At 70.7% G+C, this 13626-nt stretch carries 14 protein-coding genes; 12 read left to right on the top strand and 2 right to left on the bottom strand.

The features are described 5' to 3' along the window. Positions 1 to 6 precede the first annotated feature (6 nt). The 5 genes from LG391_RS16385 to LG391_RS16365 all read left to right on the top strand — a co-directional run bounded on the left by LG391_RS16385 (position 7) and on the right by LG391_RS16365 (position 5048). The gene (locus LG391_RS16385) at positions 7 to 1098 is read left to right on the top strand and encodes a phosphotriesterase (RefSeq protein ID WP_225769066.1); all 1092 of its coding nucleotides are present in this window, start codon (positions 7 to 9) and stop codon (positions 1096 to 1098) included. A gap of 3 nt (positions 1099 to 1101) precedes the next feature. Beyond that, the gene (locus LG391_RS16380; RefSeq protein WP_225769065.1) at positions 1102 to 1866 is read left to right on the top strand and encodes a glutamine amidotransferase; all 765 of its coding nucleotides are present in this window, start codon (positions 1102 to 1104) and stop codon (positions 1864 to 1866) included. Positions 1867 to 2053: 187 nt separating this feature from the next. Then, complete coding sequence (locus LG391_RS16375; protein ID WP_225769064.1) at positions 2054 to 2974, top strand: PfkB family carbohydrate kinase; 921 nt, start codon at positions 2054 to 2056, stop codon at positions 2972 to 2974. Next, the gene (locus LG391_RS16370) at positions 2971 to 3810 is read left to right on the top strand and encodes a BtpA/SgcQ family protein (protein ID WP_225769063.1); all 840 of its coding nucleotides are present in this window, start codon (positions 2971 to 2973) and stop codon (positions 3808 to 3810) included. Before LG391_RS16375 ends, LG391_RS16370 begins: the two co-directional genes overlap by 4 nt. A gap of 8 nt (positions 3811 to 3818) precedes the next feature. Further along, positions 3819 to 5048, top strand: coding sequence for a M20 family metallo-hydrolase (locus tag LG391_RS16365; protein WP_225769062.1), 1230 nt, complete (start codon positions 3819 to 3821; stop codon positions 5046 to 5048). 17 nt (positions 5049 to 5065) lie between these two features. Here LG391_RS16365 and LG391_RS16360 read toward each other — a convergent pair whose 3' ends face one another. Beyond that, on the bottom strand, positions 5066 to 5794 hold the full coding sequence (locus LG391_RS16360) for an alanyl-tRNA editing protein (protein WP_225769061.1): 729 nt from the start codon (positions 5792 to 5794) through the stop codon (positions 5066 to 5068). Here LG391_RS16360 and LG391_RS16355 point away from each other — a divergent pair. From LG391_RS16355 to LG391_RS16325, 7 genes are all read left to right on the top strand, one after another. After that, positions 5793 to 5954 (top strand): hypothetical protein, encoded by a 162-nt coding sequence (locus LG391_RS16355; protein ID WP_225769060.1) that lies wholly within the window; start codon positions 5793 to 5795, stop codon positions 5952 to 5954. The two genes, LG391_RS16360 and LG391_RS16355, sit on opposite strands and share 2 nt — an antisense overlap. A gap of 190 nt (positions 5955 to 6144) precedes the next feature. Next, positions 6145 to 7737 carry an ABC transporter substrate-binding protein gene (locus LG391_RS16350; RefSeq protein ID WP_225769059.1) on the top strand — a complete coding sequence of 531 codons (1593 nt, stop codon included), beginning with the start codon at positions 6145 to 6147 and terminating at the stop codon, positions 7735 to 7737. A gap of 2 nt (positions 7738 to 7739) precedes the next feature. Then, on the top strand, positions 7740 to 8717 hold the full coding sequence (locus LG391_RS16345) for an ABC transporter permease (RefSeq protein WP_225769058.1): 978 nt from the start codon (positions 7740 to 7742) through the stop codon (positions 8715 to 8717). After that, entirely contained in the window at positions 8717 to 9550 is an 834-nt protein-coding gene (locus tag LG391_RS16340) for an ABC transporter permease (protein ID WP_225769057.1), read from the top strand. The genes LG391_RS16345 and LG391_RS16340 overlap by 1 nt, the downstream gene beginning before the upstream one ends. Next, positions 9547 to 11160, top strand: coding sequence for an ABC transporter ATP-binding protein (locus LG391_RS16335; protein WP_225769056.1), 1614 nt, complete (start codon positions 9547 to 9549; stop codon positions 11158 to 11160). The genes LG391_RS16340 and LG391_RS16335 overlap by 4 nt, the downstream gene beginning before the upstream one ends. Continuing rightward, on the top strand, positions 11157 to 12089 hold the full coding sequence (locus LG391_RS16330) for a glyoxylate/hydroxypyruvate reductase A (protein ID WP_225769055.1): 933 nt from the start codon (positions 11157 to 11159) through the stop codon (positions 12087 to 12089). The genes LG391_RS16335 and LG391_RS16330 overlap by 4 nt, the downstream gene beginning before the upstream one ends. A gap of 12 nt (positions 12090 to 12101) precedes the next feature. After that, entirely contained in the window at positions 12102 to 12878 is a 777-nt protein-coding gene (locus LG391_RS16325) for a class II aldolase/adducin family protein (protein WP_225769054.1), read from the top strand. Here LG391_RS16325 and LG391_RS16320 read toward each other — a convergent pair. Next, positions 12866 to 13573 carry a GntR family transcriptional regulator gene (locus LG391_RS16320; RefSeq protein ID WP_225769053.1) on the bottom strand — a complete coding sequence of 236 codons (708 nt, stop codon included), beginning with the start codon at positions 13571 to 13573 and terminating at the stop codon, positions 12866 to 12868. The two genes, LG391_RS16325 and LG391_RS16320, sit on opposite strands and share 13 nt — an antisense overlap. Positions 13574 to 13626: the final 53 nt, after the last annotated feature.

Genomic DNA, 13626 nt, shown 5'->3' with positions numbered 1-13626 from the left:
CCCACCATGACCACGACAGACACCATCGGCGTGCGCTCCGGCCAGGTCATGACCGTGCTGGGGCCGATCCCGGTCGACGACATGGGCGTGACCCTGATGCACGAGCACATCCTGCTCGACACCTCCGGCTGGTGGCGGCGGCCGTGCTGCGCCAGCCACATCGCCCTGGCCGAGAAGCCGATCGACATCACCATGCTCGGTGAGCTGCGGATGAACCCGTTCCTGAACCGGGACAACTGCTTCCTGCTCGATGTCGACCTGGCGGTGGAGGAGCTGGGCAAGTTCGCCGAGCTGGGCGGCGCCACCGTGGTCGACCCGACCTGCTTCGGCATCGGCCGAGACCCGGAGGCGCTGCAGCGCATCAGCCGCCGCACCGGCCTCAACATCGTCATGGGCTCGGGCTACTACCTGCAGCATTCGCACCCGGAGGAGGTGCGGACGATGGAGGTCGACGCCATCGCCGACAAGATCGTGCGCGACGTCGGCGGGGCGCCGCCGGCCGAGGATGATGACGGGCCGGTGATCCAGGCCGGGCTGATCGGCGAGATCGGCATCAGCAAGGACTTCACGGCGCAGGAAGAGAAGTCGCTGCGCGGCGCCGCCCGCGCCGCTCGCCGCACCGGCGTGCCGCTGTCGATCCACCTGCCGGGGTGGGAGCGGCTGGCCCATCGCGTGCTGGACGTGATCGAGGAGGAGGGGGCGGATCTGCGGCACACCGTGCTGTGCCACATGAACCCGAGCCACGGCGACTTGTCGTACCAGAAGGCGCTGGCCGGCCGCGGCGCCTTCCTGGAATACGACATGATCGGCATGGACTACTACTACGCCGACCAGAAGGCGCAGTCGCCGAGCGACGAGCAGAACGCCCGGGCGATCGTCAGCCTGATCGAATCCGGCCATGAAGACCGGCTGCTGCTGTCGCAGGACGTGTTCCTGAAGATGATGCTGACCCGCTATGGCGGCTTCGGCTACGGCTACATCCTCAAGCATTTCGTGCCCAGGCTGCGCCGGCACGGCGTCGATCGCGCGACGATCGACCGGCTGCTCATCGACAATCCGCGGCGGGTCTTCTCCGCCGCCCACAACACCAAGGCCTGACTTATGGCGAAGCACAAGATCCTGCTGGCGGGCGAATCCTGGGTCTCGACCGCAACCCACATCAAGGGGTTCGACCAGTTCCCGACCGTGACCTACCACCAGGGCGCCGAGCCGCTGCTGGAGGCGCTGAAGGACTCGCCTTTCGACATCCACTACATGCCGGCGCATCTGGCGCAACGCGACTTCCCGCAGTCGATCGAGGGGCTGCAGGCCTATGACGCGGTGATCCTGTCCGACATCGGCGCCAACACGCTGCTGCTGCATCCCGACACCTGGGTGCACAGCCGGCGCACGCCGAACCGGCTGAAGCTGCTGCGCGACTATGTCCGCGGCGGCGGCGGCCTTCTGATGTTCGGCGGCTATTACAGCTTCCAGGGCATCAATGGCGGCGCCCGCTTCCACAAGACCGCGGTGGAGGAGGTGCTGCCGGTCGAGATCCTGCCGGTCGACGACCGGGTCGAGGTGCCGGAGGGTTTCGATCCGAAGACCGTCGCCGACCACCCGATCCTGGCCGGGCTTCCGGGCCCCTGGCCGGCGCTGCTCGGCTTCAACGAGGTGAAGCCGAAGCCGGGCGCGCAGGTGCTGGCCACGGTCGGCGCGGAGTACGGCGACCTGCCGCTGCTGGTGGTCGGGGAGTACGGCCAGGGCCGCACCCTGGCCTGGACCTCCGACATCGGCCCGCACTGGCTGCCGCCGGAATTCGCGGCCTGGGACGGCTATGGCCGCCTGTGGTCCCAGGCCCTCGCCTGGACGATCGGGAAGGCGTGAGGCGGATCGATGCGGAGACGCCGGTGACGCCCCCTCACCCGAAATCGCTGCGCGATTTCGACCTCTCCCCAAGGAGAGGTGAAGCGCGGCCCGTTTCCCTCTCCTCGGGGAGAGGGAGGGGCCCGGCGCGACAGCGACGGGAGGGTGAGGGGGGACCGCGCCGCTGGAGCAGACCCATGGGATCTCGATGACCGTCCATGTCGTCGGCAATGCCTGTCTCGACACGCTCTACCGGCTGCAGCGCTTCCCGGAGCCGGGGGAGACGATGGTCGCCGACGGCATGGCGGAGGATCTGGGCGGCAAGGGGCTGAACCAGGCGGTCGCGGCGGCGCGCGCGGGAGCGCGGGTCCACCTGTTCGCCGCCATCGGCCCCGACCGGCCGGGCGAGGCGGTGGCGGAGAGGCTGGCGGCGGAGGGGATCGACGCCGCCGGGCTGGTCCGGCTGGATTGTCCGACCGACCGGTCGATGATTCAGGTCGACGCCGCCGGCGAGAACACCATTGTCAGCGTCACCGGCTGCGCCGACCGCTTCGCCCCGCCGCTGGGCACCGATCTGGACCGCGCGCTCGAGGCCGGCGACCTGCTGCTGATGCAGGGCAATCTGCGGATCTCCGCGGTGCGCGAGTGCTTCGCCCTGGCCCGCGGCCGCGGCGTCGGAACCGTGCTGAACCCGTCCCCGATCCGGGATTCCTACGCCGCCGTCCTGCCGCTGACCGACCTGCTGGTGGTCAACCGCGGCGAAGCCTGCCGGCTGGGCGGCGATGCCGACCCGCACCGGTCGGCGCAGGCCCTGCTGCGCCGCGGCGCGTCGGCGGTCGTTGTGACCCTCGGCGCGGCCGGCGCCTCGCTGGTGACGGCCGATGGCCGGCAGGGTTTTCCCGCGCCTGCCGTCACGGCTGTCGACACCGCCGGCGCTGGCGACCTGCTCTGCGGCGTGCTGGCCGGGCTGCTCGACCGCGGCGTGGCGATCGAAGCGGCACTGCCCGCCGCGATCCGCGCCGCCGCCCTCGGCGTCGCCCGGCCGGGCGTCCTGTCTTCATTTCCGAGCCGGGCGGAGATCGACGCGATCCTGCCCGCATCCCTGGCCCGAGGAGGGGCCGAGCGATGACCGAGACCAAAGCGGTGGCCGAGACCCGGGGCCACGCCATCCGCGACATCTTCGGCCGAAGCAAGGCGGTGATCGGCGTCGTCCATCTGCTGGCCCTGCCCGGCGCGCCGCAGTATCGCGGCGGCGGGGTCGATGCCATCTATGACCGCGCCATGGCCGACGCCGAGGCCTATCTGGCCGGCGGCTGCGACGGGCTGATCGTCGAGAACCACGGCGACATCCCCTTCGCCAAGCCGGACGACATCGGGCCGGAGACGGCGTCGCACATGGCGGTGATCGCCGACCGCATCCAGCGGCAGCTCGGCAAGCCGATCGGCATCAATGTGCTGGCCAACGCCGCCATCCCTGCCTTCGCTGTCGCCTGCGCCGCTCAGGCGGCCTTCGTGCGGGTAAACCAGTGGGCCAACGCCTATGTCGCCAATGAGGGCTTCGTCGAGGGCGAGGCGGCGCGGGCCCTGCGCTACCGCGCCCGGCTGCGGGCCGACGGCATCCGCGTCTTCGCCGACGCGCATGTCAAGCACGGCGCCCACGCCATCACCGGCGACCGCCCGGTGGAGGAGCTGGCGCGCGACGTGGAGTTCTTCGACGCCGACGCGGTGATCGCCACCGGCCAGCGCACCGGCCACGCCGCCGATCTCGACTACATCCGTACCATCGCCGGCGCCACCACGCTGCCCTCGCTGGTCGGCAGCGGCGTGACGCCGGAGAACGTCAACGCCATCCTCGGCGTCGTCGACGCGGTGATCGTCGCCAGCGCGCTGAAGCGGGATGGGGTGTGGTGGAACCCGGTCGATCCGGAGCGGGTGCGCCGCTTCATCGCCGGCATCGACCGGTGAGGGCGGCGATGGTCCCCGAGATCGCCCCCGCGCGGCTGCTGCGGCGGCTGGACGAGCTCGCCGCCTTCGGCGCCACCCCGGCCGGCGGCGTCGACCGCCAGGCCCTGTCGCAGCCGGAGATCGCGGCCCGGCGCTATGTCCTCGATATCGCCGCGGGGCGCGGCTTCCGCAGCTTCGTCGATCCGATCGGCAACCTGTTCCTGCGGCGCGAGGGCACCGACCCGTCGCTGCCGCCGGTCGTCGCCGGCAGCCATCTCGACAGCCAGCCGCGCGGCGGGCGCTATGACGGCGCGCTCGGCGTGATGGCGGCGCTGGAATGCCTGGAGGCGATCGACGATGCCGGCCTCATCCACCGCCCGCCGGTCGAGGTGGTAGCCTGGACCAATGAGGAGGGCAGCCGCTTCGCCCCGGGCGCCATGGGCTCGATGGCCTATAGCGGCGCCCGGCCGCTGGCCGAGCTGCTGGCCAGCCGCGACGCCGAGGGCATCGCCGTCGCCGACGCCCTGCCGGCGGCGCTGGCCGCCACGCCGGAGGCGGAACCGCGGCCGCTTGGCGCGCCGCTCGCCGCCTATCTCGAGCTGCATATCGAGCAGGGGCCGGTGCTGGAGGCGGAGGGCATCCCGGTCGGCATCGTCACCGGCATCCAGGGCGCCCGCTGGCTCGAGGTGACGGTGTCGGGCGAGGCCGGCCACGCCGGCACCACGCCGGAGGCGTTCCGCAAGGACGCCTTCGTCGCGGCGCAGCGGATCATCGCCGAACTGCGCGCGGCCCTGGCCGATCCGGAGGACCGCACCCGCTTCACCATCGGCCGCTTCGCCCTGCACCCCGGCTCGGTCAACACCATCCCGGCCGAGGCAACGTTCTCGATCGACCTGAGGCATCCGGAGGAGGACCGGCTCGACGCGCTGGAGACTGCAGTCCGGAGCATCGTCGCCGAACGCGCCGCGCCCTGCCGGGCGGTGATCCGGCCGCTCCTGACCATCCCCGGCCGGCGCTTTCCCGACCGGATCACCGGGCTCTGCGCCGAGGCGGTGCGGGAGTGCGGCTTTCCGGAGCGGCGCCTGGTCTCCGGCGCCTTCCACGACGCCCAGTTCATCGCCGGGATCTGCCCGTCCGGCATGATCTTTGTGCCCTGCCGCGGCGGCATCAGCCACAACGAGGCGGAGCATGTCGAACCGGAGCACGCCGTGGCCGGCACCCGGGTCCTGCTCGCCGCCCTGCTGCGCCTGGCCGCCTAGCGCGGTTCGCCGGACGGTCAGGACGCCGCCTCGGCGAGGCCGATGCGGATGCGCCGGTTGTGACGGCCCTTGTTGTCGACCTTGAGGATCCGGATCGGCCCGGACCGGCCGGTGGAGGCCAGATGCGTTCCGCCGCAGGCCTGACGGTCGAGCCCGGCGATGTCGACGATGCGGATCAGCCCGTCCGCCGTCGGCGGCGGCGTCACGGATTTCGAGCGGATCAGCCCCCGCGTGTTGTGGGCCTCGGCCAGCGGCACATAGTCGTCGCGCACGGCGAGATCCTGGCGGATGAGGTCGTTGATCTCGGGCTCGAGCGCGCGCAGGCGGTCGTTGTCGGCATCGGGCAGGTCGAAGTCGAGCCGGGCCGTCCCGTCGGCGCCCAGCTGAGCCCCGGTGACGAGCGCGCCGTCGAAGTGCCGGAAGACCAGCGCGTTCAGGATATGCGTGCCGGTGTGCAGCTCGCGCATCATCCGGCGGAAGTCGGGGTCGACCGCGGCCTCGACCGGGCCGGCCATCTCGACCGTGGGATCGTCCAGCAGGTGCCAGACCTTGCCGCCGGCGGGTTCGAAGCCGGCGACCGCGACCTCGCCGCCCTGCCAGCGCAGCGTGCCGCGGTCCGGCAGCTGCCCGCCGCCACCGGGATAGAAGGGAGACCGGGCCAGCAGCACCCGGCCGGGACGGGCGTCGACCACCTCGGTCTCGAGGGTAAGGTGGTCCGGATTCTCGTGATAGAAGGAGCGTGCCATGACTGACGACCTGATGAAGGAAACGCAGGCAGTCTGGCGCGGGGTGCGGCTGCCGCTATTGGCGGAAATCGAGGTTTCGCGATCGAAGGGCCGGCTCGGTCCCGCTGCCGCGCTGACCGCGCGGAATGATCAAATTCTGGGCAATGCGCTTCCCGATTGATCCCCGGCGGTCTTCGGCCGGGGTGTCGCCGCAGGCCTTGACCACGGAATTATGATGCATCAAACATGATGCGCCAATGGCACGAGACTTGCAGAGCTTGATCATGGATGACGGGACCTGACCCGCCATCCGTGGAAGCCGCCGCGGTCCGCGGCGGCAGCCGGCCAGCAGCAGGGGAGGCGATCGAAGAATGGACATCCATGGCTTGACACGGCGGCATCTGCTCGCCACCGCCGGGGCGGTCACGCTCCTCAGCCTCGCCGAGGCCCGGGCGCAGGGCGTGGCGCCCAAGGCCGGCGGCACGCTCACCACCGTGATCACGCCGGAGCCGCCGCTGCTGGTGCCGGGCGTGAACAATCAGGGTCCGACCCTGATCGTCTCCAGCAAGATTTATCAGGGGCTGATCAGCTACGCCCCCGACCTGACGCCCCAGCCGGCGCTGGCGAAGAGCTGGGAGCTGTCGGACGACAAGCTGACCTACACCTTCCATCTGCAGCCGAACGTGTCGTTCCACGACGGCAAGCCGATGACGGCCGACGACGTGATCTTCTCGATCATGAAGTTCCACATGGAGCTGGCGCCCCGGGCCCGCGGCGTGTTCTCGAAGATCAAGGCGGCGGAGGCGCCGGACCCGAACACGGTGAAGCTGACGCTCGATTCACCGTTCGAGCCGTTCCTCCTGATGTTCGACGTGACCACCTGCGCGATCGTGCCGAAGCACCTCTACGACGGCACCGACTACCGCAACAACCCGGCGAACCAGCACCCGGTCGGCACCGGGCCCTTCGCCTTCGACGCCTGGCAGCGCGGCAGCTTCATCCGGCTGAAGAAGTTCGCCGGCTACTGGAAGCCGGGGCAGCCCTATCTCGATCAGCTGATCTACCGGATCGTGCCGGACAGCCAGAGCCGGGCGCTGGCGCTGGAGACCGGCCAGGTCCAGATGACCCAGTTCAACGACATCGAGCCGTTCGACGTGCCGCGGTTCCAGCAGCTGCCGACGCTGATGGTCGAGACAAGGGGCTGGGAATACTTCGCGCCGCTGATGTGGCTCGAGCTCAACAACCGGGTGAAGCCGCTGGACGACGTCCGCGTGCGCCAGGCGATCAGCCACGCGCTCGACCGCGACTTCATCGTCAAGCGGCTGTGGTTCGGCGTCGGCAAGCCGGCGACCAGCCCGGTCGCTTCGGCCACCCGCTACCACGATCCCGACGCGAAGCTGCAGGCCTACGACCTCGAGGCGGCGGCGAAGCTGCTGGACGACGCCGGGCTGAAGCCCGACGCCAACGGCGTCCGCTTCACCATCAAGCACCTCGCCATCCCCTATGGCGAGATCTGGTCGCGCCTGTCGGAATATGTCCGGGCGTCGCTCGGCAAGATCGGCATCCAGGTGGTGCTGGAGACGACCGACGCCGGCAGCTGGGCCAAGCGCGTCGGCGACTGGGACTACGAGACCGCGATCAACTTCGTCTACCAGTACGGCGACCCGACGCTGGGGGTCGAGCGCACCTATGTCAGCAGCAACATCAAGAAGGTGACCTTCGCCAACACCGAAGGCTACTCCAACCCGGCGGTCGACAAGCTGTTCGAGACTGCCCGCCTGTCCGGCGATCCCGAGGAGCGGAAGAAGGCCTTCTACGAGGTGCAGAAGATCCTGACCCAGGAGGTGCCGGTGGTCTGGTTGATGGAGATGAGCTTCCCGACCATCCACGACCGGCGGGTGAACAACCTGATCACCACCGGAACCGGCGTGCACGCCTGTTTCGACGACGTCTTCATCGCCTGACGATGGCGCGCCTCCTGCTCCTGCTCGGCCGGCGCCTGGTCAAGATGGTGCTGGTCGTGCTGGCGGTCGCGGTGGTCAGCTTCCTGCTGATCCATGCCGCGCCCGGCGACCCGGCCAGCGTCATTGCCGGCCAGTCCGGGGCGGCGGACCAGCAGCTGGTCGACCAGCTGCGCCAGCAATTCGGCCTGGACAAGCCGCTGATCACCCAGCTCGGCATCTATCTCGGCCATGTGGCGCAGCTCGATCTCGGTTTCTCCTATCCGCAGCAGCGCAGCGTCGCCTCGCTGATCCTGGAGCGGCTGCCGGCCACGCTGCTGCTGACCGGCACCGCCTTCCTCCTGGCGCTGCTGGCCGGGGTGGTCGCGGGGGTGGTGGCGGCGCGCCATGCCGGGCGCTGGCTCGACAGCATGGTCACCGTCGTCGCCCTGTGCTTCTACGCCACCCCGATCTTCTGGGTCGGGCTGATGCTGGTGCTGGTGTTCAGCGTCTGGCTGAACTGGCTGCCCAGCTTCGGCAGCGAGACCGTCGGCGCCGACCTGACCGGGCTCGCCGCGGTGCTCGACACGCTATGGTACCTGACCCTGCCGGCGGTGACGCTCGGCCTGTTCTACATGGCCGTCTATGCCCGCATGACCCGCGCCTCGATGCTGGAGGTGGCGGACCAGGACCATATCCGCACCGCCCGCGCCAAAGGCGTGCCGGAAGGGCGGATCCTGCGCCGGCACGTGCTGCGCAACGCCCTCCTGCCGATCGTCACCCTGGCCGGCATTCAGGCGGGGCAGCTGGTCGGCGGCGCCGTGCTGGTCGAGACCGTCTTCGCCTGGCCCGGCATCGGCCGGCTGGCCTTCGACGCGCTGATGGCCCGCGACTACCAGCTGCTGCTCGGCGTCTTCCTCTGCACCTCGGTGCTGGTGGTGCTGTTCAACCTGGTGACCGACCTCTTGTACCTCGTGATCGATCCGCGGGTGGAGGCGGTGTGATGGCGTTCGCCCGGGCCTTCCTGCGCAACAAGGGCGCCGTCATCGGCCTCCTCTTCCTCCTCGCGCTCGGCCTCCTCGCCGCGCTGGCGCCGGTGCTGTTCCCGTTCTCGCCATGGGACATGCAGGGCGCGCCCTTCACCCCGCCTGGCGAGGAGCAGTTCCTGCTCGGCACCGACTCGCTGGGACGGGACGTGGCGGCCGGCATCGCCTACGGCGCCTCGGTCTCGATGCTGATCGGCGTGGTCTCGACCCTGGCGGCGGTCGGCATCGGCGTGCTGCTCGGCGCGCTGGCCGGCTATGCCGGCGGGCGGGTCGACGACCTGATCATGCGCTTCACCGAGATCTTCCAGACCGTGCCCGGCTTCGTCCTGGCCATCGTCGTGGTCGCGATCCTGACACCCAGCCTGGGGTCGATCGTCATCGCGATCGCCGTGGTCTCCTGGCCGCCGGTGGCGCGCGTCGTCAGGGCCGAATGCCTGTCGCTGCGCAGCCGCGAATTCGTCCAGGCGGCGGAGGTGCTGGGCCGGTCGCACGCCGCCATCATCCTGCGCGAGATCCTGCCGAACGTCGCCTCCTCGGTGGTGGTGCTGGCCAGCCTGATGGTGGCGACCGCGATCCTGCTCGAATCCTCGCTGTCCTTTCTCGGCCTCGGCGACCCGAACCTGATGTCCTGGGGCTTCATGATCGGCAGCGGCCGCAGCGTCATCCGCCTGGCTTGGTGGATGAGCGTCTTCCCCGGCGTCGCGATCTTCCTGACCGTGCTGTCGCTCAACCTGGTGGGGGAGGGGCTCAGCGATGCCCTGAACCCGCGCCTGGCGAGGACCCGGCGATGAGCCTGCTCGAGATCACCGGCCTCACCGTGGCCCTGCCGCCGGGCGGCGACCGGCCGAACGCCGTCTCCGACATCTCGCTGACCCTGGAGGCCGGCGAGATCCTGTGCATCGTCGGCGAGAGCGGGTCGGGCAAGTCGGTCTCGACCGCCGCGGTCACCGGCCTTTTGCCGAAGCAGCTGCCGGTCCGGTCGGGCCGCATCCTGTTCGAGGGGCGGGACCTGCTGGCGCTGAAGCCGGAGGAGATGCGCGCCCTGCGCGGCGCCCGCATCGGCATGATCTTCCAGGAGCCGATGACGGCGCTGAACCCGCTGATGCGGGTTGCCGACCAGATCGCCGAGGTGCTGCAGGTGCACGGGGTGCACCCCGGCAACCGCGTGACCGAGCTGATCGCGGCGGTCGGCCTGCCCGACCCGGCACGGATCGCCCGCTCCTACCCGCACCAGTTGTCCGGCGGGCAGCGCCAGCGGGTGATGATCGCCATGGCCCTGGCGCTGGAGCCGGCGATGCTGGTGGCGGACGAGCCGACCACGGCGCTCGACGTCACCACCCAGATGCAGATCCTGCGCCTGATCCGGTCGATCCAGCGCCGGCGCGGCATGGGCGTGATCTTCATCACCCATGACTTCGGCGTGGTGGCCGAGATCGCCGACCGGGTCGCGGTGATGCAGCACGGCCGCATCGTCGAGACCGGGGCGGCGCAGGAGGTGCTGAACGCGCCGGCCCACCCCTACACTCGCGCCCTGATCCGCGCCGTGCCCCGCTTCGAGGGTCGGGCGCCGGACGGCGCCGCCGTCGGATCGGACGTCCTGGTCGCGGCACGGGACATCCGCAAGACCTACCGCTCGCACGGCCTGTTCCGGCGGCCGGCGACGAAGGCGATCGACGGCGCCACCATCGAGATCCGGCGCGGCGAGACGCTCGGCCTGGTCGGCGAGAGCGGCTCGGGCAAGTCGACCCTGGCGCGCACGCTGGTCCGGCTGGTGCGCCCGGACGACGGCCGCATCGTCTTCGACGGCGCCGACCTGCGCCCGCTGTCGCGGTCCGGCTGGCTTCCCTACCGCAAGCGCATCCAGATGGTGTTCCAGGACCCCTTCGCCTCGCTCAACCCGCGGCGGCGGGTGGGCGAGATCATCACCGAGGGGCCGATCGCCCATGGCGTCCCGCGGGCCCAGGCCGAGGCGGAGGCGCTGGAACTGCTCGACCTCGTGCGGCTGGATCGCGCCGCCGCCGGCCGCTACCCCCACGAGTTCTCCGGCGGCCAGCGCCAGCGCATCGGCATCGCCCGGGCGCTGGCGATGAAGCCGGAGCTGCTGATCGCGGACGAGCCGGTCTCGGCCCTCGACGTCTCGGTCCAGGCCCAGGTGCTGGACCTGCTGCGCGACCTGCGCAGGCGCCTCGGCCTGTCGATGCTGTTCATCACCCACGACCTGCGCGTCGCGGCCCAGATCTGCGACCGGATCGCGGTGATGCGTCGCGGCGAGATCGTGGAGCAGGGCGAGACCGCGGCGGTCTTCGCCGCCCCGACGCATGACTACACGCGCGAGCTGCTGGACAGCATCCCCGGCCGGCACTGGACGCCGCCGGCCCTGGCGATGGAGCCGGCGGCGTGAGTGCACCGACCGTCCTGCTGCTCTCCAGCACGCTCGACCTCGGCTATCTGGTCGAGCCGATGCGTGACGCGCTGCCGGGTGCCGATGTCCGGCTGTGGCCGGATGCCGACCCGCAGGCGGTGGAGATGGCGATCTGCTGGCGGCCGCAGGCGGGCGTGCTGGCCGGGATGCCGCGGCTTCGGCTGATCCATTCGATCGGGGCCGGGGTCGACCACATCACCGCCGACCCGGACCTGCCCGACCGGCCGCTGTGCCGGATGATCGACGGCGCCATGGCCGCCGGGATCCGCGAATACGTCCTGTGGTCGGTGCTGTACTTCCACCGCGACTTCGACCTCGCCGCCCGCCAGCGCGAGCAGCGGCTGTGGGAGGCGCGGGCGCCGGTCCCGGCCGGCGAGTGGACGGTCGGGGTGCTCGGGCTCGGCGCGATCGGCCTCGGCGTCGCCGCGGCCCTGCGCGACCTCGGCTACCGGGTGCGCGGCTGGTCGCGCGGCCCGAAGCAGGTTGAGGGCATGGACTGCTTCGCCGGGCCGGAGGGGCTGGTGCCCTGCATCGAGGCCTGCGACGTGGTGGTGTCGATCCTGCCGCTGACGACGGAGACGCGGTACCTGTTCGATCGCACGGTGCTGTCGCGGCTGAAGCCGGGTGCCGCCGTCGTCAATGTCGGTCGCGGCGAGCAGCTGGTGCTGGACGACCTGCTCGGCCTGCTCGACGAGGGGCATCTGCGCGGCGCCGTGCTCGATGTCTTCGAGATCGAGCCGCTGCCGCCGGACCATCCCGCCTGGCGGCATCCGGCGGTGGTGGTGACGCCGCACATGGCGTCGCGCACCGACCGGCGCGACATCGCCCGCCAGGCGGCGGAGAACTGGCGTCGCACCGTCGAGGGACAGCCGCTGATCGGGCTGGTCGAACGCGAACGAGGCTATTGAGAGGAGGCCCGGATGGACGGACGCATGGGCACGGTGCCGGCCGGCATGAGCGAGGCGGAGTGGAGGACGCGCTGCGACTTGGCGGCGCTGTACCGGCTGGTCGCGCATTTCCGGATGACCGACCTGATCTACACCCACATCAGCGCGCGGGTGCCGGGGCCGGAGGACCACTTCCTGATCAACCGCTACGGCGTGCTGTTCGACCGCATGCGCGCCAGCGACCTGGTCAAGATCGACCTCGACGGCCGGGTGGTTGGCGGCGCCGACGCCGCAATGGACCAGGAGGTGAACGCCGCCGGCTTCACCATCCATTCGGCGATCCACGCCGCCCGGCACGATCTGGTCTGTGTCGTCCACACCCACACCGCCGCCGGCATCGCCGTCTCGGCGCAGAAGCACGGCCTGCTGCCGATCAGCCAGCACGCGCTGAAGTTCTACGGCCGGCTGGCCTATCACGGCTATGAGGGCATCGCCCTCGACCTCGACGAGCGCGAGCGGCTGGTGCGCGACCTCGGCGACAATCAGGCGATGATCCTGCGCAACCACGGGCTGCTGGTGGCCGGGCGGACGATCCCGGAGGCGTTCAACCAGATCTACTACCTGGAGCGCGCCTGCCAGGCGCAGATCCAGGCCCTGGCCGGCGGGGCGGAGCTGGTGCTGCCGCCGGAGGAGGTGCGCCTGCACACCGCCGAGCAGTTCCGCCGCGGCGCCACGCTGGAGCATTGCGAGAAGGGGTGGCAGGCGGCGCTGGTGCTGGTCGAGGACGGGAAACCGCCCTACTGGTCGTGAGACGAAGCCTCCAGCAGCTTGCGCTGCAGGATGACCTCGCCGCCCTTCAGGATGTCCTGCGCGATCGCCTGCCGCGCGGCCGGGCCGTCGCCGGCGCGGATCGCCTCTAGGACCGGATAGTGATGCTCGATCATCGACCGGCCGCCGGCCTCGTAGAGCTCGGAGATCAGCGGTCCCATCCGCATCCACAGCGGCTTCAGAATGCCGGCCAGGGTCGGCAGCCCGGCGATCGCCGGCAGCGCCAGGTGGAACTGCTCGTTCAACGCGATGGCTGCGGCGGTGTCGCCCCTGCGGATCGCCGTCTCGTTCTGGCGGATCAGCCGCTCCAGCAGCTTCAGGTCCTTCGGCGCCGCCCGCGCCGCGGCCCGCTCCGCCGCCAGCCCCTCCAGCTCGATCCGGATGTCGCGGATCTCGAGATACTGCTCCAGCGTCAGGGACGGCACGCGGATGTCGCGCAGGCTGCGCAGGGTCAGCACCTGCTCCTGCACCAGCCGCAGGATGGCGTCGCGCACCGGGGTGACGCTGGTGCCCATCTGCTGCGCCAGGTCGCGGATCCGCAGCCGGTGCCCCGGCCGCAGCGCCCCCTCCATCAGCGCCGCGCTCAACTTGCCGTAGACGATGTCGCCGAGATTCTCGTGGTCGATCGCGACCAGGCCGGGCACAGGGTGGAGTTTCTCGGTCGTCGTGCTGTCCATGAAGCGGGATGGTGCGAGAGATCTTGATGATGCATCATACATCACTGATGCGG

It is taken from the genome of Inquilinus sp. Marseille-Q2685, assembly GCF_916619195.1.
Classification (GTDB): domain Bacteria; phylum Pseudomonadota; class Alphaproteobacteria; order DSM-16000; family Inquilinaceae; genus Inquilinus.
Note: the sequence above shows the minus strand (reverse complement) of the source record. Positions and strands in the feature narration are given on the sequence as shown.

What these genes read in the sequence shown, in the direction of transcription:
- LG391_RS16385 (WP_225769066.1), top strand. Translation starts at nt 7, where the DNA reads ATGACCACGACAGACACCATCGGCGTGCGCTCCGGCCAGGTCATGACC.
- LG391_RS16380 (WP_225769065.1), top strand. Translation starts at nt 1,102, where the DNA reads ATGGCGAAGCACAAGATCCTGCTGGCGGGCGAATCCTGGGTCTCGACC.
- LG391_RS16375 (WP_225769064.1), top strand. Translation starts at nt 2,054, where the DNA reads ATGACCGTCCATGTCGTCGGCAATGCCTGTCTCGACACGCTCTACCGG.
- LG391_RS16370 (WP_225769063.1), top strand. Translation starts at nt 2,971, where the DNA reads ATGACCGAGACCAAAGCGGTGGCCGAGACCCGGGGCCACGCCATCCGC.
- LG391_RS16365 (WP_225769062.1), top strand. Translation starts at nt 3,819, where the DNA reads ATGGTCCCCGAGATCGCCCCCGCGCGGCTGCTGCGGCGGCTGGACGAG.
- LG391_RS16355 (WP_225769060.1), top strand. Translation starts at nt 5,793, where the DNA reads ATGACTGACGACCTGATGAAGGAAACGCAGGCAGTCTGGCGCGGGGTG.
- LG391_RS16360 (WP_225769061.1), bottom strand. Translation starts at nt 5,794, where the DNA reads ATGGCACGCTCCTTCTATCACGAGAATCCGGACCACCTTACCCTCGAG.
- LG391_RS16350 (WP_225769059.1), top strand. Translation starts at nt 6,145, where the DNA reads ATGGACATCCATGGCTTGACACGGCGGCATCTGCTCGCCACCGCCGGG.
- LG391_RS16345 (WP_225769058.1), top strand. Translation starts at nt 7,740, where the DNA reads ATGGCGCGCCTCCTGCTCCTGCTCGGCCGGCGCCTGGTCAAGATGGTG.
- LG391_RS16340 (WP_225769057.1), top strand. Translation starts at nt 8,717, where the DNA reads ATGGCGTTCGCCCGGGCCTTCCTGCGCAACAAGGGCGCCGTCATCGGC.
- LG391_RS16335 (WP_225769056.1), top strand. Translation starts at nt 9,547, where the DNA reads ATGAGCCTGCTCGAGATCACCGGCCTCACCGTGGCCCTGCCGCCGGGC.
- LG391_RS16325 (WP_225769054.1), top strand. Translation starts at nt 12,102, where the DNA reads ATGGACGGACGCATGGGCACGGTGCCGGCCGGCATGAGCGAGGCGGAG.
- LG391_RS16320 (WP_225769053.1), bottom strand. Translation starts at nt 13,573, where the DNA reads ATGGACAGCACGACGACCGAGAAACTCCACCCTGTGCCCGGCCTGGTC.